This is a genomic window from Catellicoccus marimammalium M35/04/3 (assembly GCF_000313915.1).
In the GTDB taxonomy this organism is placed as follows: domain Bacteria; phylum Bacillota; class Bacilli; order Lactobacillales; family Catellicoccaceae; genus Catellicoccus; species Catellicoccus marimammalium.
On the sequence record NZ_AMYT01000017.1, the window covers coordinates 287,886 to 308,478 of the forward strand.

Annotated in this window: 27 protein-coding genes; 8 read left to right on the forward strand and 19 right to left on the reverse strand. The window is 33.3% G+C overall.

From position 1 onward, the window contains the following. Positions 1 to 47 precede the first annotated feature (47 nt). The 5 genes from C683_RS04130 to C683_RS04150 all read right to left on the reverse strand — a co-directional run bounded on the left by C683_RS04130 (position 48) and on the right by C683_RS04150 (position 3,909). A complete protein-coding gene (locus C683_RS04130; protein WP_009490307.1) occupies positions 48 to 713 on the reverse strand; it encodes a GntR family transcriptional regulator in 666 nt (221 codons plus the stop codon). A 115-nt stretch (positions 714 to 828) separates the two neighbouring features. Then, on the reverse strand, positions 829 to 1,935 hold the full coding sequence (locus tag C683_RS04135) for an ATP-grasp domain-containing protein (RefSeq protein WP_009490310.1): 1,107 nt from the start codon (positions 1,933 to 1,935) through the stop codon (positions 829 to 831). 74 nt (positions 1,936 to 2,009) lie between these two features. Beyond that, positions 2,010 to 2,585, reverse strand: coding sequence for a glycoside hydrolase family 73 protein (locus C683_RS04140; protein WP_009490312.1), 576 nt, complete (start codon positions 2,583 to 2,585; stop codon positions 2,010 to 2,012). 1 nt (position 2,586) lies between these two features. Continuing rightward, complete coding sequence (locus C683_RS04145; protein ID WP_009490314.1) at positions 2,587 to 3,369, reverse strand: M15 family metallopeptidase; 783 nt, start codon at positions 3,367 to 3,369, stop codon at positions 2,587 to 2,589. Positions 3,370 to 3,378: 9 nt separating this feature from the next. After that, positions 3,379 to 3,909 (reverse strand): hypothetical protein, encoded by a 531-nt coding sequence (locus C683_RS04150; protein ID WP_009490316.1) that lies wholly within the window; start codon positions 3,907 to 3,909, stop codon positions 3,379 to 3,381. 150 nt (positions 3,910 to 4,059) lie between these two features. Between C683_RS04150 and C683_RS04155 the strand changes: the two genes are divergently transcribed. From C683_RS04155 to C683_RS04165, 3 genes are read left to right on the forward strand one after another with little or no spacing between them, the layout of a single operon-like run. Continuing rightward, positions 4,060 to 4,704, forward strand: a complete 645-nt coding sequence (locus C683_RS04155) for an FUSC family protein (protein WP_040388649.1) — start codon at positions 4,060 to 4,062, stop codon at positions 4,702 to 4,704. Next, a complete protein-coding gene (locus tag C683_RS04160; protein ID WP_009490320.1) occupies positions 4,667 to 5,290 on the forward strand; it encodes a DNA/RNA non-specific endonuclease in 624 nt (207 codons plus the stop codon). The genes C683_RS04155 and C683_RS04160 overlap by 38 nt, the downstream gene beginning before the upstream one ends. Positions 5,291 to 5,310: 20 nt before the next feature. After that, the gene (locus C683_RS04165) at positions 5,311 to 5,685 is read left to right on the forward strand and encodes a hypothetical protein (RefSeq protein WP_009490322.1); all 375 of its coding nucleotides are present in this window, start codon (positions 5,311 to 5,313) and stop codon (positions 5,683 to 5,685) included. A gap of 33 nt (positions 5,686 to 5,718) precedes the next feature. Here the strand turns inward: C683_RS04165 and nagA are convergent, their stop codons facing one another. Next, positions 5,719 to 6,864 carry an N-acetylglucosamine-6-phosphate deacetylase gene (nagA, locus tag C683_RS04170; RefSeq protein WP_009490324.1) on the reverse strand — a complete coding sequence of 382 codons (1,146 nt, stop codon included), beginning with the start codon at positions 6,862 to 6,864 and terminating at the stop codon, positions 5,719 to 5,721. A gap of 203 nt (positions 6,865 to 7,067) precedes the next feature. On the opposite strand from nagA, the gene C683_RS04175 reads away from it, so the two are divergent. Both C683_RS04175 and C683_RS04180 read left to right on the forward strand, forming a co-directional pair. Next, entirely contained in the window at positions 7,068 to 7,946 is an 879-nt protein-coding gene (locus C683_RS04175; RefSeq protein ID WP_009490326.1) for an ABC transporter ATP-binding protein, read from the forward strand. Beyond that, positions 7,943 to 8,800, forward strand: a complete 858-nt coding sequence (locus C683_RS04180; RefSeq protein WP_009490328.1) for an ABC transporter permease — start codon at positions 7,943 to 7,945, stop codon at positions 8,798 to 8,800. Before C683_RS04175 ends, C683_RS04180 begins: the two co-directional genes overlap by 4 nt. 37 nt (positions 8,801 to 8,837) lie before the next feature. On the opposite strand, the gene C683_RS04185 is transcribed toward C683_RS04180, so the two are convergent. Together C683_RS04185 and C683_RS04190 are read right to left on the reverse strand one after the other, a co-directional pair. Next, positions 8,838 to 9,290, reverse strand: a complete 453-nt coding sequence (locus C683_RS04185) for a Dps family protein (RefSeq protein ID WP_009490330.1) — start codon at positions 9,288 to 9,290, stop codon at positions 8,838 to 8,840. Between the two features lie 106 nt (positions 9,291 to 9,396). After that, positions 9,397 to 10,110 carry a DUF4396 domain-containing protein gene (locus C683_RS04190; protein WP_009490331.1) on the reverse strand — a complete coding sequence of 238 codons (714 nt, stop codon included), beginning with the start codon at positions 10,108 to 10,110 and terminating at the stop codon, positions 9,397 to 9,399. A 137-nt stretch (positions 10,111 to 10,247) separates the two neighbouring features. Here C683_RS04190 and C683_RS04195 point away from each other — a divergent pair, with 137 nt between their 5' ends. After that, complete coding sequence (locus C683_RS04195; protein WP_009490333.1) at positions 10,248 to 10,688, forward strand: hypothetical protein; 441 nt, start codon at positions 10,248 to 10,250, stop codon at positions 10,686 to 10,688. A 104-nt stretch (positions 10,689 to 10,792) separates the two neighbouring features. Here C683_RS04195 and frr read toward each other — a convergent pair whose 3' ends face one another. From frr to C683_RS04220, 5 genes are all read right to left on the reverse strand, one after another. Beyond that, the gene (frr, locus tag C683_RS04200; protein ID WP_009490335.1) at positions 10,793 to 11,350 is read right to left on the reverse strand and encodes a ribosome recycling factor; all 558 of its coding nucleotides are present in this window, start codon (positions 11,348 to 11,350) and stop codon (positions 10,793 to 10,795) included. Between the two features lie 11 nt (positions 11,351 to 11,361). Next, a complete protein-coding gene (gene pyrH, locus C683_RS04205; RefSeq protein WP_009490337.1) occupies positions 11,362 to 12,078 on the reverse strand; it encodes a UMP kinase in 717 nt (238 codons plus the stop codon). 79 nt (positions 12,079 to 12,157) lie between these two features. Next, positions 12,158 to 13,036, reverse strand: a complete 879-nt coding sequence (gene tsf / locus C683_RS04210) for a translation elongation factor Ts (protein WP_009490340.1) — start codon at positions 13,034 to 13,036, stop codon at positions 12,158 to 12,160. A gap of 96 nt (positions 13,037 to 13,132) precedes the next feature. Continuing rightward, complete coding sequence (gene rpsB / locus C683_RS04215; protein WP_009490342.1) at positions 13,133 to 13,915, reverse strand: 30S ribosomal protein S2; 783 nt, start codon at positions 13,913 to 13,915, stop codon at positions 13,133 to 13,135. A gap of 149 nt (positions 13,916 to 14,064) precedes the next feature. Next, complete coding sequence (locus C683_RS04220) at positions 14,065 to 14,358, reverse strand: rhodanese-like domain-containing protein (RefSeq protein ID WP_009490344.1); 294 nt, start codon at positions 14,356 to 14,358, stop codon at positions 14,065 to 14,067. Positions 14,359 to 14,426: 68 nt separating this feature from the next. Here C683_RS04220 and C683_RS04225 point away from each other — a divergent pair, with 68 nt between their 5' ends. Beyond that, a complete protein-coding gene (locus C683_RS04225; protein ID WP_009490346.1) occupies positions 14,427 to 15,014 on the forward strand; it encodes a TMEM175 family protein in 588 nt (195 codons plus the stop codon). 4 nt (positions 15,015 to 15,018) lie between these two features. Here C683_RS04225 and tsaD read toward each other — a convergent pair whose 3' ends face one another. From tsaD to C683_RS04250, 5 genes are read right to left on the reverse strand one after another with little or no spacing between them, the layout of a single operon-like run. Beyond that, positions 15,019 to 16,065 carry a tRNA (adenosine(37)-N6)-threonylcarbamoyltransferase complex transferase subunit TsaD gene (gene tsaD / locus C683_RS04230; RefSeq protein ID WP_009490348.1) on the reverse strand — a complete coding sequence of 349 codons (1,047 nt, stop codon included), beginning with the start codon at positions 16,063 to 16,065 and terminating at the stop codon, positions 15,019 to 15,021. Beyond that, positions 16,066 to 16,494: a ribosomal protein S18-alanine N-acetyltransferase gene (gene rimI, locus C683_RS04235; RefSeq protein WP_009490350.1), complete on the reverse strand. Its 429-nt coding sequence runs from the start codon at positions 16,492 to 16,494 to the stop codon at positions 16,066 to 16,068. It abuts the gene before it with no gap. Beyond that, the gene (gene rimI, locus C683_RS04240; RefSeq protein ID WP_051011330.1) at positions 16,491 to 16,991 is read right to left on the reverse strand and encodes a ribosomal protein S18-alanine N-acetyltransferase; all 501 of its coding nucleotides are present in this window, start codon (positions 16,989 to 16,991) and stop codon (positions 16,491 to 16,493) included. The genes rimI (C683_RS04235) and rimI (C683_RS04240) overlap by 4 nt, the downstream gene beginning before the upstream one ends. Further along, positions 16,972 to 17,691: a tRNA (adenosine(37)-N6)-threonylcarbamoyltransferase complex dimerization subunit type 1 TsaB gene (tsaB, locus tag C683_RS04245; RefSeq protein ID WP_009490352.1), complete on the reverse strand. Its 720-nt coding sequence runs from the start codon at positions 17,689 to 17,691 to the stop codon at positions 16,972 to 16,974. Before tsaB ends, rimI (C683_RS04240) begins: the two co-directional genes overlap by 20 nt. Before the next feature lies 1 nt (position 17,692). Further along, positions 17,693 to 18,940, reverse strand: coding sequence for a galactose-1-phosphate uridylyltransferase (locus C683_RS04250; RefSeq protein ID WP_009490354.1), 1,248 nt, complete (start codon positions 18,938 to 18,940; stop codon positions 17,693 to 17,695). A 140-nt stretch (positions 18,941 to 19,080) separates the two neighbouring features. Between C683_RS04250 and C683_RS04255 the strand changes: the two genes are divergently transcribed. After that, positions 19,081 to 20,007 (forward strand): serine aminopeptidase domain-containing protein, encoded by a 927-nt coding sequence (locus C683_RS04255; protein WP_009490356.1) that lies wholly within the window; start codon positions 19,081 to 19,083, stop codon positions 20,005 to 20,007. 43 nt (positions 20,008 to 20,050) lie between these two features. Here C683_RS04255 and C683_RS04260 read toward each other — a convergent pair whose 3' ends face one another. Further along, positions 20,051 to 20,416 carry a winged helix-turn-helix transcriptional regulator gene (locus tag C683_RS04260; RefSeq protein WP_009490359.1) on the reverse strand — a complete coding sequence of 122 codons (366 nt, stop codon included), beginning with the start codon at positions 20,414 to 20,416 and terminating at the stop codon, positions 20,051 to 20,053. Between the last annotated feature and the right edge of the window lie 177 nt (positions 20,417 to 20,593).

Here is a 20,593-nt window from a genome sequence, read left to right on the forward strand (position 1 = left end):
ACAAAAAAAGGATGTTGTTTCTAACATCCTTTTTTTATTTTTATTATCTATTTTAATAGTAAAATTTGTATATCGTTAAAATGATAGCGTAAAACTTTTGTAGCTTCCATTACTTTATCTAAAGTAATTTCTTGATTTTCACCTAAAATTTCTGCCGAACTTTGAATAGCTTCAACAATCTTCTTATAAACAGAGCGTACTTTCTTTTGAGCATGACGATCTGTTAAATGGCAGATATCTTGTAAAATATTTACCATAATCGTACTAAAGTATTGATTCTTTTGCTCAGAGCAAAAAGAACGTAGCATATTATTCATTTGGTGACAAAGCAAAGATAAAGATTGTTCTTGCTCTAACGTCTCTTCAATTTCAGCTACTTCTTTTCGAATTTCTTTTGTATCAACTTTAAGATGTTCTCTTTCCATCTTGCGAATATGATAACATAACATGTATTCTAAAATACAAATTCGATCAATAATTTCCTGCACGCCCAATACACGCTCACAAATTAAAGCACCCTTATTTGGTTCACACTGAACTAAATTTTCTCCTGCTAAGCGTGTAATTGCTCGACGAATTGGCGAGCGACTTACTCCTAATTCTTCTGCAACTTCTTGCTCTACGATATGTTTGGTTGGTGGCCAGATTCCAGAAAGTATCTGTTCTTTCATATAAGAATAGGCCTTCATTTCTGCGTTATTACTTCTTGCCATGATTTCACCCTTTTTCAAGCATAAATTTAAACATTTTAAATTTTATGCTTTTTTGTTTTTTATTTCTCATACCTTTGCTATTATATACTATTTTTATGATATTTTCTACCTTCTTCTAAAGGAAGAATTTATCCATTTCTAATAGCTCATGGCTTTGTTCAGAAGTCAATGCAGTCACATGACCCACAACGCTATCTCCTCTCGCAAATTCGTAATCATAAAAGTAGAAATGCCAATTTGCTTGATGTTCAATTTGACGTTTGGCAGAGCTAATATCTTTCCCTGTAATTAATGTAGTTACTGCTGGCATAAAGCAATCTGCTTTCTCTTGTAATGGCCATTGACATACACCTCGTAAATGAGCAGAAAATGTATTAAACTGACAAGCATCTAAAGTTAATAACGTACTTTCATCCGGATAGCTAACCATGTCATCGACATAAATCACACCTTCTGAAGTAATATGATAACGAATGGTCATTGTTCCTTCATATTCCATCTTTTCCACAATCACTCGAGCAATACGTTCTAATTCTTGGACCATTAGTGGATCTAAATCATCCTTTGTTTGGAATTTTCTTTCCTCTCCAAAGGAAGAAACATGCTCTACTGGTGGAAAAAACATTACATCTCCACGATTATTTCTTGCAACTGCCATCGATACATCATATTGATAAGCAATCATGCTTTCTAAAATACAAGAATCTTGTTTAACAAGATCCATCGCGTGTACTACATCACTTGCACTTTCAATGACTACTTCTTGCACTCCTTGGCTATCTCTCAATAAACAAGGATAACCAATTCCATCAATATTTTCTTCAATATCTGTAATACGTACAATAGTTGCATAAGGGGCAATATTAATTCCTACATCCTCTAAGAATGTTTTTTTCAAGAATAAATCTTGTGCATATGCCAAACCATTAATTCCTTGCGGCAAATTAAATTTTTCTTCAATGGTCATCATTGTATGTAGTTGCAGTCGATTGGTCGCATATATCAACACATCACAACGACGTCCTAATTGTTCTAAATCATATAAATCCTGAATATTTCCTTCAATAAATTCATCGGCCATTTTTCCGGCAGGGCATTCTTTTGTAGATTCTAAAACGCATACACGAAATCCCAAAATTTTAGCCTCCATTGCTAATAAAAAAGCAAAGGCGCCGCCACCAATAATTCCTACGGTTTTTCCTGGTCGAATATATTCCGCCATGTTTTCCCTACTTTCCAAAATTAACATTTATTTTAATTATAATGTCCGTTTTTTTATTATGCAAACCCACTTTTTTATTCATCCCAACGATATAGTTGATAGGTTTCTATCATCTGAATCAATTTTTGAGCATAATTTGGATCTGTTGCATAGCCTGCATTTTGCAAAGCATAGGCTGCTGCTTGATAATTTTTTGCCTGTAATACTGCTTCATATTGCTGTTCATTCCAACTTGTCCCATGAGCTAACAATTTCGCATGGGCTAAAATCGATTGTTTCCAAGAACGATAGACGCGAAATCGTTGTTCTACTTCCATTCTTTGTCCATCTACATACTCAATAGTTGGTAAATCGACACCTGGCTCCCAAAATCCAGCTTTTACACCAAACAAATTATTATATTTTTCTGCTAGCTCACTTTGTCCAAAATTAGACTCCAATGCAGCTTGTGCAATAATAATACTTACTGGAATATGATATTTTTTCATCGATTGTTGTGCCATGGGTACAATGGTTGTAATGAATTCTTCTTTTGGAACTTTCGTTTCTTTTTGCATCGGTGGACGCCAATATAAAAATAAAACTAACAAAAGTAAAAAGAAAAAAAGCAATAAAAATGAATAAGATTTTTTTAACGGACGTCTTTTCATATTAACGACCTGCTTCTTTCAATTCATCAATATATTCTTCTAAACATAGATGATGTTTCATAATATATTCTGCATTTTCTTTTCCAACATAGCGTAAATGCCAAGGCTCATATTGAATCGCAGTAATTTTTTCTTTTGCTTTTGGATAGCGAATAATAAATCCATACTCTGCACAATGATCATTTAGCCATTTTCCGCTTTTTGTATGAGCAAATTTTTCTTCCAATGTCCCACCATCTTCATAATAATCTGCACCTAATACATCTAAAGCAAGTCCTGTGTGATGTTCACTTGTCCCTGGTTTTGTCATATAATCTGCAGTTTCTTTTTTCGCTTCTTGTTTTGATTTTCCTTCCTTAATATAGTTATCAATTTGTTGTTGATAAATTTTTTCTTGATAATCAGGAGAACGATAAGAAGAAACAATTACTAATGGATTTCCTGCTTTTTTGGCTGCTTTAGCTAATGCTTCATAATGCGGAATTACCTTTTTATTTAATTTATAATTGCCAATCGTTCCTAAATCCGCTTTATAATTTTTAGGTAATGGATGAGTTTTGTTTACTAACAATAAATCCCAATCTGAAGGTTTTACGCCTTTTGGTAACTCTTGATTTAATTTTTCCTCTTTCTCATTTTTCACTTCTTTTTGCTTATCCTTAGCAGCGGAACGATGGGTAGATATATTTTCTACTTTAGCTAAAGAATGATTATACGCTAAAGCAACTCCACCTGTTGTTGCTAAAATAGCTACCGTTGCTAGACTACATAGGAAGCGGTTCATGAAATTCACCTACTCTTCAATTTTTGTTTGTTCGACATATGTATCCTCTAAGTCTCTATTTACCCATTCTAACAAACCTTTACTACTGCATTCAATTTTTTTTGAGATATAAGCGGGCATAGAGAAAGTTAAAATATCATCATATCCCCATTCACCATAAGATAAACTAATTTTTAAAGTCACAATGTCTTGAATTCCACTATGTACGGTCTTTGTAATTAATTCTGTCGTAGAATAAGGAGTTTCAATCCATTTTTTAGCAATCATTGCCTTCAAACGACGAAATTGTTGTACAACATAATATTGCTTTTCTGGGAAAAACATCGTTTGTTCTGCTACTTTTTGCATCAACATCCATTCATAATCAGTAAATAAACCTTTAATACGTTGCATCGCTTCTTGATTTAATACTTTTTTTCCTTCTTTCCATTCTTGCCATTCTTCTTTTGTTAATTGTAAACATTTTTCAACAAAATAATCTTCACTAGGAAATTTAGTACAAATTTCGTCTAAAATAATCAATACTAATGCTTGATGCATTCCAATCACTCTCCTCATTTTTCTACTACACTATTTTACTCCTTTTTTCTTATTTTCTCATCTATCATCTTCCTTTGAAAAAATCAATTGGTCAAAAAATGTAATTTGTATTACAATTTTAAGGAGGATTACAATGGAGGGAGTGCTTTTTTGACGAAATTCAAACAATGGATTCTATATTGGTTGCCTGGATGGCGTTTGTTAAAAACCGGACTTAGTGTCATGGTATGTTTTCTATTATATTATTCTTTAGATATCAATCCAATGCTAGCTTGTTTATCAGCAATTTTTTCCATGCGGGAAGATCATACTCTTTCCATTCGCTTTGGTAAAGCACTTTTAATTGGGAATACTACTGGATGTGTTATTTCTTTATCATTAGTCGTCATTCGTCACTTTTTCCCGTATATGTGGGTGGAAGCTATTACTTTACCTATAGGTGTGATGCTTTTTATTAAATGTATGAATCATTGGCATAAACAACCTGGAATTATTAATGGTTCAGCAGCACTTTTAATTGTTTATTTTACTTCTCAAGGTCATCAATCTGTTTTAAAAGCAATTTTCCGTATTACAGATATTTTTGTTGGGGCAATGATTTCTATTTTTATTAATCGCTTTGTCCATCCGAAAAAAGAAGAACCAAAGACAATTGATGAATTAAAACAAGATTTAAAACAAATTCAAAAGCAAGAAGCAGATTTACGTAAAATGGAACAACAATTACAAATAGAAATTGAAAGGAATGAGAAATTCAATGAAAAATTGGGTAAAAAAATGGATCACAACACTTAGTATTGGAGCTCTTTTCTTACCTTTATTAAGTGGTTGTGCTTCAAATCAAAAAAATACACAACAACAACCTTCTTATCAACAAAAATCAACGAAAAAAACAAGTAAAAATGGATGCCCTAACCCTTCTGGCCCTGCTGAATTCACAAGTGAAGAATTGAAAGATGGTCCAGGATGGATTCAATATGGACCACTAGATTCTTTAGGTAGAGCAACTGCAGCGAATGCCTTAATTACAAAATCAATGATTGGTACAGGAACAAAAGCAAATCCTGACATCCGTCCTGCTGGATTCCAATCTGGGAAAAAAGGTCATGCTCGTGGTCATTTAATTGGACGTCAATTGGGTGGAAGTGGAGATACGATGAAAAACTTAGTTACTTTGTATCAAAATCCTGTAAATACCCCTTATATGACAAAATACGAAAACGAAGTGCGTGATGTCGTAGAACAAGGAAATAAAGTACGTTATCGAGTAACTCCAATTTATGGTAAGGGACAATTAATGCCAGTCAGCATTAAAATGGAAGCAAAAACACTGAATAATAATCGTTTAAATTACACAGTTGTGATTCCAAATAAAAAATAAAAAAGAAAGAAGGAATTTCATTGAAAGATTGGTTTATCGAACATAGAGCTATGCCCTTTTTAGCATGGTATGAAGAATTAACCGCAAAAACAGCGGTTTCCTTAGATGATGATTATTTGCAATTTCAATCCAAAGACCAAGATCTTTTAGAAAATTTTTCTTTATGTATCGAAACTTTAGCTTCAACAACGACTTTATCTGAAGAATGGTTAAAAGAACATCAAGCAAAATTAATTGCTCAATCTATTGATGGTAACTATTTATTAGGAAATGAAACGACTACTTGGGTTGTTCCTGTAGATCTACATCTTAGTGACATAGAAGAATATACAATCACTCCTAACGAGTGGGTTGCTCAATGGATTGAAGGAACAATTACTTCTAATATTTTATAAAAAAAGCACCTAATCTTAGGTGCTTTTTCTCTTTTATTTTTGATAACGACATTCTCCATTTAAATATGTACATTCTAATTCTAACTCTGGCGTTAAAACGATAAAATCTGCATCATATCCTGCTTTAATTTGTCCACACACGTCATCCATCTTACAACTTACAGCAGGAACATGAGAAGCCATCATAATTGCTTGTTCCACCGTTGCTAAATTCCAGTCTACTACATTATGGACAGCATCTTTTAATTCTAAAATGCTTCCTGCTAAGTTTCCTGCTTCTAAGCGAGCAGTTCCATCTTTTACTGTAACTGGAAGTTCTCCTAACATATATTGTCCTTCAGGCATTCCTCCGGCACACATACAGTCTGTAATCAAAGCTACTTGCTCATGTCCCACTGCTTTAATTAAAGCATCACAAGCTTTAGGATGAACATGATGACCATCACAAATCAATTCACGATAAGCGTGAGGTAAAGTTAAAGCAGCTCCTGCCATCCCTGGCTCACGGTGAGTAAATCCACGCATTCCATTAAAAGTATGAACAAAAATACTTGCACCAGCTTCTGCTACTGCTTTTGCTTGTTCATAGGTAGCATCACTATGCCCTAAAGCAACAACTACTCCTTCTTTAGTTAATTGTTTTGTGAATTCTACTGCTTCTGCGTATTCAGGAGCTAACGCAATTTTTTTAATTAAGTTTCCTGATGCTTCTTGCCAAGCATGGAATTCATCTAAACAAGGTTTTGTTAAATATTTAGGATTTTGTGCTCCTTTATACTTCTCTGTAAAATATGGTCCTTCAAAGAAAATCCCTTGAATTTTTGCTCCACGTTCTTTTCCTTTAACTTCACGAATGGTTTTTGAAACGCTTAATAATAAATCATGGTCCGCCGTTAATGTGGTTGCTAAAAAGGAAGTTACCCCACAACTCAATAATCCTTCAGACATACGTTGTAAGCCTTCTGCATCATTATCCATTACATCAGCTCCTGCATATCCATGAATATGTGTATCAACTAAACCTGGTGCCACATATTTTCCACTATAATCAACAATTTCGCCACTTTGTGGTTTTTCTTTTTGGTAATGACCAAATTTTCCATCTTTAATTTCTAAATATCCTTTTCCTTCTACTCCCTGTGGTAAAAAGAATTTATCTGCATAAATATATGTTTTCATGTATATCCCTCATTCAATTCTTGATACTAATAGCATACTCCTTCTTTGATAAATATTCAATCGGTCTATACCATTTTTAATACTTTTTTCGAATTTTACTTTTTATAATAATATTTTTGATAAGAAAAATAAAAAAGATTTCTTTTCTAAATATTGAATTCCTTGCTATACTGAATCTAACCTTAAGAAAGGATAGGAAAAATATGAACATTATCGAAGCAAAAGGATTAACTAAAAAGTTTCAAAATTATACTGCAGTTGATCATTTAAATATATCTGTTCCCGCTGGAAAACTAACGGCTTATTTGGGAACGAATGGAGCAGGAAAATCGACAACCATTGCCATGCTCATTGGTACATTAACACCTACAGAAGGAGAAATCTATTTTAAAGGACAACCTTTGGAAAAAGTACCTAGGAAAGACAAAAAAATTGGTGTTGTTTTTCAGAATAGTATTTTAGATAAGGAATTAACGGTTTGGCAAAACTTAAAAATCCGTGCACAACTTAATAAAAACTATCAAAAAGAAAAATTAGAAACGCTGATGAAACAAACTGGCGTTTATGAATTTGCTAAAAAATCTTATGGAAAACTTTCTGGAGGAATGCGAAGAAAAGTAGATATTACTCGTGCCTTACTCAACGAACCAGAAATTTTATTTTTAGATGAACCCACAACAGGAATTGATATTCAATCTCGTCAAGAAATTTGGCAATTACTTCATCAATTAAAAGAAGAAAAACATTTAGCTATCTTTTTAACGACTCATTACTTAGAAGAAGCAGAGAATGCAGATAATTTATATATTTTACGTAAAGGAAAACTAATTGAATCAGGATCTGCTCAATCTTTAAAAGAGAAGTACGACGTCCCTACATTACGCTTAATCACGAGTGAAGAAATCCATGATTCACGTGCACATAAAGAAGAAGGTAATGAATATCACTTCATTTGTCAAAATGAAAAAGAAGCTCTATCTATTGTCAATCAATATCAAGAAATTACGCTTTATTTCTCATTCTTACCAACGGACTTAAATGAAGTATTCTTAAAATTAACAAAGGAGGAAGATACATTATGATGACAATTATCAAAAGAAATTTAACCATTTATAGTAAAAATATTTCCAATATTTTCTTTTCCCTACTGGGATCTTTAATCTTTTTTCTCATTTATGTCTTCTTTTTACGCAGTAATATTTTATCGGATCTAGGTTCCTTACCCAATAAATCAGAAATTATTGATATGTGGATGTTAGGAGCACTACTAAGTATTACTTCTTTGACTACAGCATTTACGATTTCTGGACAATATGTTATTGATAAGACCAATAATAAATTTTTAGATTTTAAAATTAGTCAAACTTCTCCTGCTACTTTACTTTTTGGCTATTATTTATCTTCATTCTTCTTATCTTTCATCATGCAAATCATTATTTTTGTTGTTGCTTACGGATATTTTTACTCCATTGATGATTTGACTTTACATACAGAACAATTAAGATATTTAGGAATGAACTTTATCATTAGTTCTCTATTATCTTCTGGAATTACCTTTTTAATTTGTGCTTTTATTAAAACAGAGTCTAGCTTACGAGGTGTAGGAACTATTATTGGTGCTGCTTCTGGATTTATCATTGGTGGATATGTACCGATGGGGAATTTATCAGATGCTGCTCAAACTTTTATTAAATGTGTCCCTTTAACTTATAGTGGATTAGAAAACCGTTGGATTTTAGTCACTCCCTATTTAAAAGATTTACCAACGAAGGTAGCGGATTACATGAAGGAATTTTTAGGTATGAGCTTAGAAATTGGCTCTAATGATGTCACTCAATCTACAGTATTATGGATCTTATTAGGGTCAAGTGCGATTATCATTCTTATCATTCTTTTATTGAGTAAACGTTTGATGAAATCAAATTTAAAAGGATAAAAAAAAGACTCCATAAAGGAGTCTTTTTTCTTATTCATTAAGCGTTAGGAGCTTTTCCTAATTCAGCATTTAACATCCAAATGTGTTTGTTTGTAGATGCTAACATATCGCTACATAAGTCAACGATGTGTACTAAGTTTTCTTCTTCAGCTAATTCCATACCTTCTTGGCATTTTGCTTGGAAGTATTTCAAACCAGCTAATAATTTTTCTAATTGTGCTTCGATAGTTACGCCGTAGTCACCAGCTGTAATTTCTAATTTTGTGTTTTTAGCCATTTCTTCTAAAGTTGAGAATGGAGCTCCACCTAACATAATTAAGTTTTCTGCTACTTCATCGATGTCATCTTGATATTCTTCAATGTATGAATCTAGCATTGGATGATATACTAAGAATCCTTTACCACGCATATACCAATGTACTTGGTAAGTTAACATTAACATTTGATTTAAATCTGCTAATAATTCATTTAAAAAGTTGTTCATTTTCATATTGATTCATCCTTTCCTTACAACTAAGTTTATTTTAATACACAAAAAGTAAAAAAGAAACAAGAATGCTCAAAATTACCTAACTTTTTTCTTTTTCTCTTTTGTTCTAGGCCATTGCCTTTTTAATTCCCTTTTTAACTAAATAATCATTCACTGGATAAGCAAAGAAAAATCCTACTGCCATCGCTAATTGCATAATGAAAATCGAAAAAATGATTCCTTTTCCTGGCAAGATCCATTGGAAGAAAAGTTGCCCTATCACCATTCCTAATTGCCAAGCAAATAAAGACCAAAAATCAGAAATCATCGCTTTTTTCATTAAAATTTTTGTAGCAGTTTTTTGATCCATCTCACGTAAAGCAAAGTATTGGAAAAAGATACCAATAATAAACGCAAGGATATAAGCTAAAACAAAATGACTTATTGTACCAAGTCCTAGTAGCAAACTAATCGCTAATCCAATCATATCCGCTAGTGTACATCCGCTACCACAATGTAAAGTACCCGAAGCAATTCGTTGCCAATGTTTATGTTTTGGCATTGGCATACCATCCATATCCATATCTTTCATAGACATATCACTCATCTTCATATCATCCATAGACATAGAAGAGTCCATTTTCATATTCTTTTTTTCTTTTTTAGGAGCACGACCAAACCAATAATAAGCGATGACAATAAAAGGTCCTCCCCAAAGAGTATTAATCATCCAGACGGCATTCATAATTTTCATCATTTGTGGATGTTTGATTAAATCTATACCAATCCAAACAAACGAAAAGATAGATAAAATCAACCAAATTTTAATAAAAATCATCATTATTCCCCCCTTTTCTCTTTTACTATACCTTATTTCACTTTGAAAAAAAATTATCATATCTTTTGTACTTTTTTTGTGGTCATACTATAATGACATTGTAAGGAAACTTATATTAATGGAAAAGAGGATGATTTATTATGGCAAACTTTGAAGAACGTGAACAAAAATTATTAGCTAAAATTTCTGATTGCTTAGAAAAATTGGATGAAACATTAGATAAAATGGAAGCAACAGATAGCAAAGTAAAAGACTTCTTCGAACAAGAAAAAGCTTTACATGAAATTCGTGTATTAACTCGCAAAGAACATCGTATTGAAAAAGATGAAGAAAAAGCGAAAGATAAAGAACAACCTACAATGAACGAATGGATTAAAAAAGAACAAGAAACTGTAGATGAAATCAATCAACGTTTAGATGCGTTAGATGCAGATCTTGCTAAAATTAAAGAAGATGAAAAACATGAAACAAAAGTAAAAAGCTACTTAGAACAAAAAGAAGCAATTAAAGATATTAAAGATATGTTACAAAAAGCAGAATCAGGTAAATGTGCTGCTTGCGCTAACAAAGAAAATAAATAAGTAAGTAAGTAAATAAAAAGAAGACTCTGTGGAGTCTTCTTTTTTTGTTTATCTTTATTTTTTAATCAAAAAAGATGGGAAAGTTCCCATCTTTTCTATTATCATTAAATTTCTAATAATTCTTGTTCTTTTTCAGCAGCAATTGCATCCATATCTTTGATGCTCTTATCTGTTAATTCTTGAACGTCTTTTTCATATCCACGTAAATCATCTTCTGTGATTTCGCTTGCTTTTTCCATTTTCTTCAAAGCATTCATAACATCACGACGGATATGACGGATACTTACTTTTCCTTGTTCCGCAATTTTTTTCACTTCTTTTGCTAATTCTTTACGACGTTCTTCTGTTAATTGAGGAATTACTAAACGAATAACATTCCCATCATTGGTTGGGTTAATTCCTAAATCACTTTCTAAAATTCCACGTTCGATATCTTTTAAAGTAGTTTTATCAAATGGTGTAATCATAATTACACGAGCTTCTGGAATAGAAATTTGTGCCATTTGATTGACTGGAGTAGGTACTCCATAATATTCTACTTGGACACGATCTAATAAACTTGCATTTGCACGTCCAGCGCGGATTTGTGATAATTCACGACGTAATGCTTGTTCTGATTTTTCCATTTTTTCTTGTGCTTGTTGGATAACTTCTAAAGCCATAATTGTGCCTCCTATTTTACTGTTGTTCCGATATTTTCACCTAAACATACACGTTTGATGTTACCTGGTTCATTTAAGTTGAAGACAACTAATGGAATATTGTTGTCCATACTTAATGAGCTAGCTGTAGAATCCATAACGTGTAATCCTTTAGCAATAATATCTAAATGTGTTAATTCTTCATATTTCACAGCATTTTCATCTAATTTTGGATCTGCAGAATAAACACCATCTACATCATTTTTTGCCATTAAAATGACATCAGCATTAATTTCTGCCGCACGTAATGCTGCTGTAGTATCAGTTGAGAAGTATGGGTTTCCTGTACCACCCGCAAAAATTACTACACGAGATTTTTCTAAATGACGTTCAGCACGACGACGAATATATGGTTCAGCAATTTGACGCATTTCAATAGAAGTTTGAACACGTGTTGGTACGTCAATGTTTTCTAATGCATCTTGTAACGCTAAAGCATTCATTACTGTCGCTAACATTCCCATATAATCTGCTTGGGCACGTTCCATTCCCATTTCTGCACCAATGGCTCCACGCCAAATATTACCGCCACCGACAACAATCGCAATTTCAATTCCTAAGTCATAAACTTCTTTAATTTCTTTTACAATACTATCGATGACAGGAGGATTAATTCCAAAACCATTATCACCTGCTAAGGCTTCTCCGCTTAACTTTAATACGATACGTTTATATTTTGCTTCTTGCATGTGAATCCCTCTTTTTTCTTAAAAAAAGAGCTTGCAGTTAAACCACAAACTCTTTATTTATTATTCTTATTGAGTAAAATTAACCGTTAATTTGGCTCATAACTTCTTCTACAAAGTTATCTTCTTTTTTCTCAATTCCTTCTCCAACTTCAAAACGAGTAAACATGCGAGCTGTCGCATTGTTATCGCTTAAGAATTTACCTACTGTCATATCGCCATCTTTAACGAATGGTTGGTCTACTAAGCAGATTTCTGCCAAGAATTTTTTCAAGCGTCCAACAACCATTTTTTCAACGATGTTTTCAGGTTTACCTTCGTTTAATGCTTGTTCTGTTAACACTTTTTTCTCATGTTCTAATTCTTCAGCTGGTACTTCTGCTTCAGTCATGTAACGAGGGTTAATCGCAGCAATGTGCATAGCAACATCTTTTGCTACTGCATCATTTCCACCTTCGATTACTGTTAATACAGCAATACGTCCACCCATGTGTAAGTATGAACCGAAGAATTCGTTATCAGATTTTTCAACTACTTCGAAACGACGGAAGCTAATTTTTTCACCGATAACTGTAGTAGCTTCTAATAAAGCTTCTTCTAATGATTTACCATTTAATTCTAAAGCCATTGCTTCTTCCATAGATGCAGGTTTGTTTTCTGCAACTAATTTAGCAATATCTTTAACTAAGTTTTGGAACATTTCATTTTTTGCTACGAAGTCTGTTTCTGAGTTAACTTCTACGATTGCAGCAACGTTACCATCAACATAAACGTTTGCTAATCCTTCTGCAGCGATACGATCATTTTTCTTAGCAGCTTTTGCCATACCTTTTTCACGTAATACGTCTACAGCTTTATCGAAATCACCATCTGTTTCTACTAATGCTTTTTTCGCATCCATCATACCTACGCCTGTAGCTTCACGTAGCTCTTTAACCATAGCGGCAGTAATTTTAGCCATTTTTATTTCCTCCTCATTGGTGTGGATTATTCTTCATCTATGAAAAAGTCGCTCGAGTAAAACTCAAAACGACTTTCTCTTTTATTGTATTAATAATTATTCGTTGCTTCCTTCAACAACTTCAACGATTTCTTCGATTGAGTCTGCATCTTCTGCAACTTCAACCATTTCTTCAGCGATTACTTCAACATCATCTTCACCTTGACGAGCTTCGATGAAAGCATCAGCCATTTTACCTGTGATTAATTTGATTGCGCGGATAGCGTCATCGTTTGATGGAATCACTACATCGATTTCATCTGGATCACAGTTTGTATCTACCATCGCAACGATAGGGATGTTCAATTTATGAGCTTCTTGAACAGCGATACGTTCTTTACGAGGGTCAACGATGTATAATACATCTGGAATACGAGGCATATCAGCGATACCGCCTAAGAATTTTTGTAATTTTTCACGTTCTTTAACTAATTTCGCTACTTCTTTCTTAGGTAATACTTCGAAGATTCCTTCTTCTTCCATTTCAGTGATTTTTTTCAAACGAGTGATACGTTTTTGAATTGTATCCCAGTTTGTTAATGTACCACCTAACCAACGATGGTTAATATAGTATTGACCTGAACGGATAGCTTCTTCAGCGATTGCTTCTTGCGCTTGTTTTTTAGTACCAACGAATAAAGCAATTCCTCCGTCTTCTGCGATTTCTTTCATGTAGTTGTAAGCATCATCTACTAAGCGAACTGTTTTTTGTAAGTCGATGATGTAAATACCGTTACGTTCTGTGAAGATATATTTCTTCATTTTAGGGTTCCAACGGCGTGTTTGGTGACCAAAATGTACACCTGCTTCTAACAATTGTTTCATTGAAATAACTGCCATAATTTTGTTTCCTCCAATTTGGTTTAAATTCTTCTTTATTATCTCAAACTTGCTTGCAGACTAAACTAGCACCCTGCACACAATCAATAATAAATGTATATTTGGAATATATCCTTTAACATTATACCGAACTCAATTTTGTTTTGCAACTAGTGTTGTTTAATTTCTGTATATTCTAACATACCACCTAATAAATTCGTTACTTCATAGCCTTTTTCTTCTAAAAATAAACCAGCATTATGAGAACGATAGCCAGAACGACAAATTAAATAATAATGCTCGTTTTTATCTAACGTAGTTGCCCAATCATTGATTTCACTTAGAGGATAGTTCATAGCTTGTGGCATATGTCCTTCCTCGTATTCTTCAATTTCTCGCACATCAATGATTTTTGGATTTTCTAACGATTGAGCTAAAAATTCTTTTACTGTGATTTCTTGCATTTCCATCCTCCTTTTCTTCCATTTTAGAGTATACTAGGAATGACCAAGTAAAGAAAGGAGAGTTTTTGATGCGCAAGGAACGATTAGAGGCTTATACAGATGCGGTATTAGCAATTTTAATTACAATGATGGTTTTAGGAATTAAGGCACCGGTTCATGATTTTCAATGGTCAGCAGTTTTAAAAATTTTGCCTACATTAGGAATTTATAGTTTTAGCTTTTTTGTATTAGGAACTTATTGGGTCAATCATTTTAATCTTTTTCGTTGTGTTAAAAAAATCAATTCTCATATTTTATGGTATAACAATTTAAGTTTATTTAGCTTTTCTTTTATTCCTTTTTCTACTTCTTGGCTAATTGAAGGATTATATTATCGAGCTCCTGAAACTTTGTATGGGTTAGTACTATTGATTAGTAATATTGCTTACTTATTACTCATTTTATGTCTAAGAAAATCCAATGCAGATGCCAAAGAATTGGAAAATCAAAAAATCATTTGTACCCAATCCATTATTTTAAACATTATTGCGCTAATCATGGGACAATTAATCCCTATTGCAACTTTAGTGATTAACTTCATTAATATCTTGCTCCTTTGGGTTTATCGAGCAATGATTAATCGTCAAAAAATCTTCAAAAATAATAAAAAGAAGTAGATTTTTATTCATCTACTTCTTTTTCTTTTCTAGCAAAACATAAACTTGGTTTCGCATTCAATTGACCATCCGCCCATTCTCCTTTTTGTAAGGCAGTATAGGCATAAGCACCAATCATTGCAGCATTATCTCCACATAAACGTAAAGGTGGAATGACAATTTCTACTTCTGGAAATTCTTTTGTAAAGCGGGTCGCTAATGCTTCACGTAATCCTTGGTTAGCTGCCACTCCTCCTGCTACTACCAATTGTTTTACCGGATATTCTTTACAAGCACGAATCGTTTTTTCTACTAATACATCGACAACCGCAGCTTGGAAACTTGCTGCTAAATCTGCTTTATTCAATTCTTCTCCACGTTGTTCTGCATTATGAACCGTATTAATAAACGCACTCTTAAGACCACTAAAACTAAAGTCTAAATGATCCTCTTTTAACATCGCGCGTGGGAAGTCAAACGTATCTTTTCCTTCATGAGCTAATTCATCAATCCATTTTCCACTTGGATAAGGCAATCCTAATACTCGTCCTACTTTATCATAAGCTTCTCCAGCGGCATCATCTCTTGTTTCTCCAATAATTTCAAAAGAACCATCTTCTTTCATATAAACAAGTTCTGTATGTCCACCACTAACTACTAGAGCCATTAATGGAAATTCTAAAGGTTCTACAAATTGAGCAGCATAAATATGTCCTGCCATATGATTTACCTTTAATAATGGTAATTGATGTGCAAAAGAGAACGCTTTAGCTGCACTTAATCCGATTAATAAAGCTCCTACCAATCCTGGGCCATAAGTCACTGCTACAGCCGTTAAGTCTTTGGGTGCTACTTTTGCCTCTTCTAAAGCAGCCTCGATACAATAGGTAATTTGTTCCACATGATGACGACTAGCAATTTCTGGAACAACTCCACCAAAGCGTTGGTGAGATTTAATCTGTGTTGCAATAATGTTAGATAAAATTTCATTTCCATTCTTTACCACAGCAACACTGGTTTCATCACAGCTACTTTCTACTGCTAAAATGAGTACATCTTCTTTTTCTTCCATCTAATTTCTTTCCCTTTCCATCAAAATCGCATCTTCTTTTGGATTTTGATAATAATTTTTCCTAGTTCCAATCTTTTGGAATCCCTGCTTTTGATACACTGCTTGTGCTTTTTTGTTACTCAAACGAACTTCTAAAAAACAGCGTTGCATTTCTTCTTTTTGCCACATTGCTTCAATTAAAAGAGAGCCTAAGTTTTTTCCTTGTGCTTTTGGATCTACAGCTAAGTTTAAAATTTCTCCTTCTTGAGCAAGCACTTGATAATGAATATAGCCCACACATTCTTTATCATAAACCCCTAAAAAATGTGTATATTCATTCGAAAAATCAGACTCATATTGAGCGGTTGTCCAAGGATCTTCTTCATAAGCACGAGCCGCAATCTTTTGAATCAAAGGAATGTCTTTTTTTTGTAATTCTTGTAACTTCACAATTTTTTCTCCATATAAATCGCATTTTCACCATTATCTTCATAATAATGATATAAATAACGACGAGAACGAAAACCTAAAGAGCGATATAACTTTTGGGCAAGCATATTACTTGTCCGAACTTGCAGACTTAATTTCTTACAATGGTAAAACTTTGCTTTTCGCTCTACGCGTTGAATTAACAAATGTGCTAATCCTCTTCTTTGGTATTCAGGATGAATCGCTAAATTTGTAATATGACCTCGTGCCTCATAAAAACGTGCACCGATAAATCCGACAACTTCTCCATCCCATTCCACTACTAAATAAAGGTGAGGAATATCACTTCTTAATTCTCGTTCAAACGTCGCTTTTGTCCATTGTAACCGATATTGATAAATCGCTCTTTCAATCGCCATCAAACGAGGAATGTCTGTTTCTTCTGCTGAACGAATTAAAATTGGATTTTCTTTTTTATGTAATACTCGAGGAAAAGATTTATTTCGTGCGTTCCACATAGTTTGTTTCTTCAATTTGAGTTCCATGTTCTTTTAACCAATTTTCTTCTGCTTCTACACGTTTTAAATAGTTAGGAACAACCGTATGAATGGCTTCTCCACTCACCTCTTCATAAGGACAAAATACCATTCCATATGGATTTGGAGCAGAATCAATCCACCCTTCTTGAATTTTTGCTTCTGGGATTTGTGCTAAAATCTCTTCTTTAAAATCTTTTGCATCTCCTGTGAAAATCACTTCTTCAAAGGCACTCGCACGATCAATCATTTCTTCTAAAGAAAAATATCCATCTTCATGTAAAGAAACGACTTTTTCTCCATCCCATTCATAAATTCCAGCATATACGTGTTGGCGACGAGCGTTAATCATCGGTACTACAATTCCTTTAGGCGCAGAAGCTGCCATAATCGCCAAAGAAGAAACCAAGCATAATGGACATTGTAAAGCATAAGCCATTGTTTTTGCGGTAGTCACACCAATTCGAACACCAGTATAAGAACCAGGTCCATAAGAGACGTAAATACGGTCAAGATCTTTGGGTTCCCATTGTAATTCTTTCATTCCATCTTCAATCGCTGGCATTAGAGCAATGCTATGATTTTTTTGTTGGAATCGTTGGACAATCCATTGTGGTTTTCCTTCTTCTAAAAAGGCCACCCCCAGAGTTTGATTGGCCGTATCTAAACATAATTCTTTCATTCTATTCTCCTCTTTCTAAACGATTATCCAAGTGTTGCATCCATTCATCAATCCAACGTGGATTTTGTTGGAATGGATCACTGTTTTCTAATGCCATACGCAATTCATTCATTTCTTCTTGAATTAAACTACCATGAATTGCAGCAACTCCTAATCCTTGAGCTAAATGTAGCGCATAAGGAGTATCACTAGCTAAAAAGCATAAGTATAAACTCATCATTTCTTCTTCTTTTTGTGCTACCATCATGACACTATGGTTTAAGGAACCGTTTTCTTTAAAAGCAGGGCTATTTTCTAAATCATAAGTTCTCCATTGTTGCATCATTTCTGTCCCTAAGTTTAAAAGTGTTGCTCCCTCTTTTGCTCGTAAACGACAAACTGTTAATGGATAATCTAAAATCGCTACATCGACTTCTTCGTAGCCTCGTAAAGTAAACGTTGCTTTTTCTTTACGCATTAATAATGGTACGTCATCTTTTCCTCCTTGATAAACGACATGTTGTGGACGTAAGGAATCCACCAAAAGATCGCTATCACACGCAATAAAATGACCAGGGAAAAGATAAGCCAGTTGCAATAATTGATCTACTGTTTTTCGACTATGCATTAATGTTTGATGCGCTTGAGCAACAAATAAACTATGTTCATTCCATAGTGGATAAGACACTAGACGTAATCCAAAACTTTCTCCTTGTAAATTCATTCGAATATAACGGAAAGGAGCTCCTCCATTTACATTATAGCCTTCATTTTCAAAACAAAGTCCACAACGAGGATATTTTGCATTTTCTGTCGGAATGTTTTCTTCATAAGTTCCATTCGTTTTTGTGTACATTAATTGTCCTAATTGTGTTTCTAAATATTTAGGTTCTGCTTTTTCTTTTAGCGTTTGATTTTCATAACTAATTTTTTCTAAATATTGAAATGCTCGTTCTGGATCTTTATCGTAAAGTTGACTGAAATACGCATTAAATACCGCAGGAGGTGGAGTTAATAGATCATATAATTTTCCACGTAATTCTACTTCTTCTTTGGCATGATGAATTTTTTCGTGTTTTCTTGCTTCTTCTACTAAAACATCAATAATTTCAGAAGCTTCTAATTCGCATCCTTTTTCAAAAGAAACAGGAGTAGTCACACCAATTTCACTTAAAATTTGATTTTGTAAATATAGACGATCTAGTTCCATCCACCCTCCATTTTCAATCGCTAGAGTGGCTAAACGGTATACATATTTTCCTAACGTCATATGAATCCTTCTTTCTACATCAATGATTACTATTTATTTTACCAAAAATTAAGAACCTTCTCCAATACCTCTTTCTATTTGAGAATTCTTTTTCTTTTTTGCTAAAATGAAGGAAAGAATGGAAAAAGAGAGGATAAACTATGCAAAAATTAACATTTACTTGTCCATCTCAAGATGGCATCCATACATTGCAAGGATATTATTATCCAGCAAAAGAACCTCGTTTTTTACTACAATTAGTTCATGGTATGGCAGAATGGACAGAGCGCTATGAACCTTTTATCGAAGAATTAAATCAAGCACACATCTCTGTAGTTGCTCACGATCACCTTGGTCATGGCAATACAGCAATTCTTTCTAATGAACTTTTTGGCTATTTTACCTCAGAAAAAGCCGAAGAAGTTTTAGTGGAAGACGTCTTAAAAATTGGACAAATTGGTGCTTCTTTAGCCGAAGACCTTCCTTTTGGTATTTTTGCTCATAGTATGGGTTCTTTTATCACTCGTATTGCATTAATTCGCCAAAACTTCTATCAATTTGCAATTATTATGGGAACTAGTGGGCCAAGAAAAGAAGTAGAACTTATTTTACCAACAGCGAAAAAAATTGCTCACTTACATCCTAAATATATTAATCCAATTATGGATACTTTATCTTTCGGTGCTTATCGTTTATTTATTGATGATGAAACCTTTCAATCAAAAAATCACTGGTTGAGTCATAATGAAAAAAATGTTGCAGAATATGATGCCAATCCTAAACTAGGATTTACTTTTACCAATAATGGCTTTTTCACTTTATTTAAACTTCTTTATTTTTGCAACCGCAAAGAAGTATTTGCTAGTACAAAAAATATTCCTATTTTCTTGATGAGTGGTATTGATGATCCTGTAGGAAATTATGGCAAAGGTGTTTTAGAGGTAGAGCGTCGCTTAACCAAAGCCAAAAAAGATTATGTCGTTTCTAAATTATATCCTGATGCTCGCCATGAGATTTTAAATGAAGAAATTGCTCCTTTAGTAATCAAAGATATAATTCATTTCATTCATGAACAAGGACAAAAATAAACAAAAAGAAGCAATTTTACAATTGCTTCTTTTTATTTTTATTCTAAAAAACAGGAGGTAGCTCATCTACTTCTTCCAATTCATTCTTTTTAACAAATTCTTCTCCCCAGTCGCAAATTGCATCTACTACCGGAGCTAAATCATGACCAATTTCTGTTAAATGATATTCTACTTTGGGTGGAACAACAGGATAAACGGTGCGTTCAATAATCCCATCTTCTTCTAATTCACGTAATTGACGAATTAACATTCGTTGTGTAACTTGAGGCATGTATTTATTTAGTTCACTTAGACGTAGTGGTTCATAATGTAATAAATGCCAAACAATAGGAATTTTCCATTTCCCTCCAATTACTGAAATTGCTAAATCTTTTGGATTATAAAATCCCCTATCTTTATATAAGTACATACTTCATCATCTCCTCTTTTATTGTATCATAAGTATCAAACCTCTTTTTTCTGTAAAACCTCTTTTTTTGTCAGTATGTATTTTTATTTATTTTATAAAAAAACCTAGGATAGAGATCCTAGGTTTCAGAGGTTTTTCGAAATGAAAAGATATTCTAGAAAGATCTTATAGATTGAA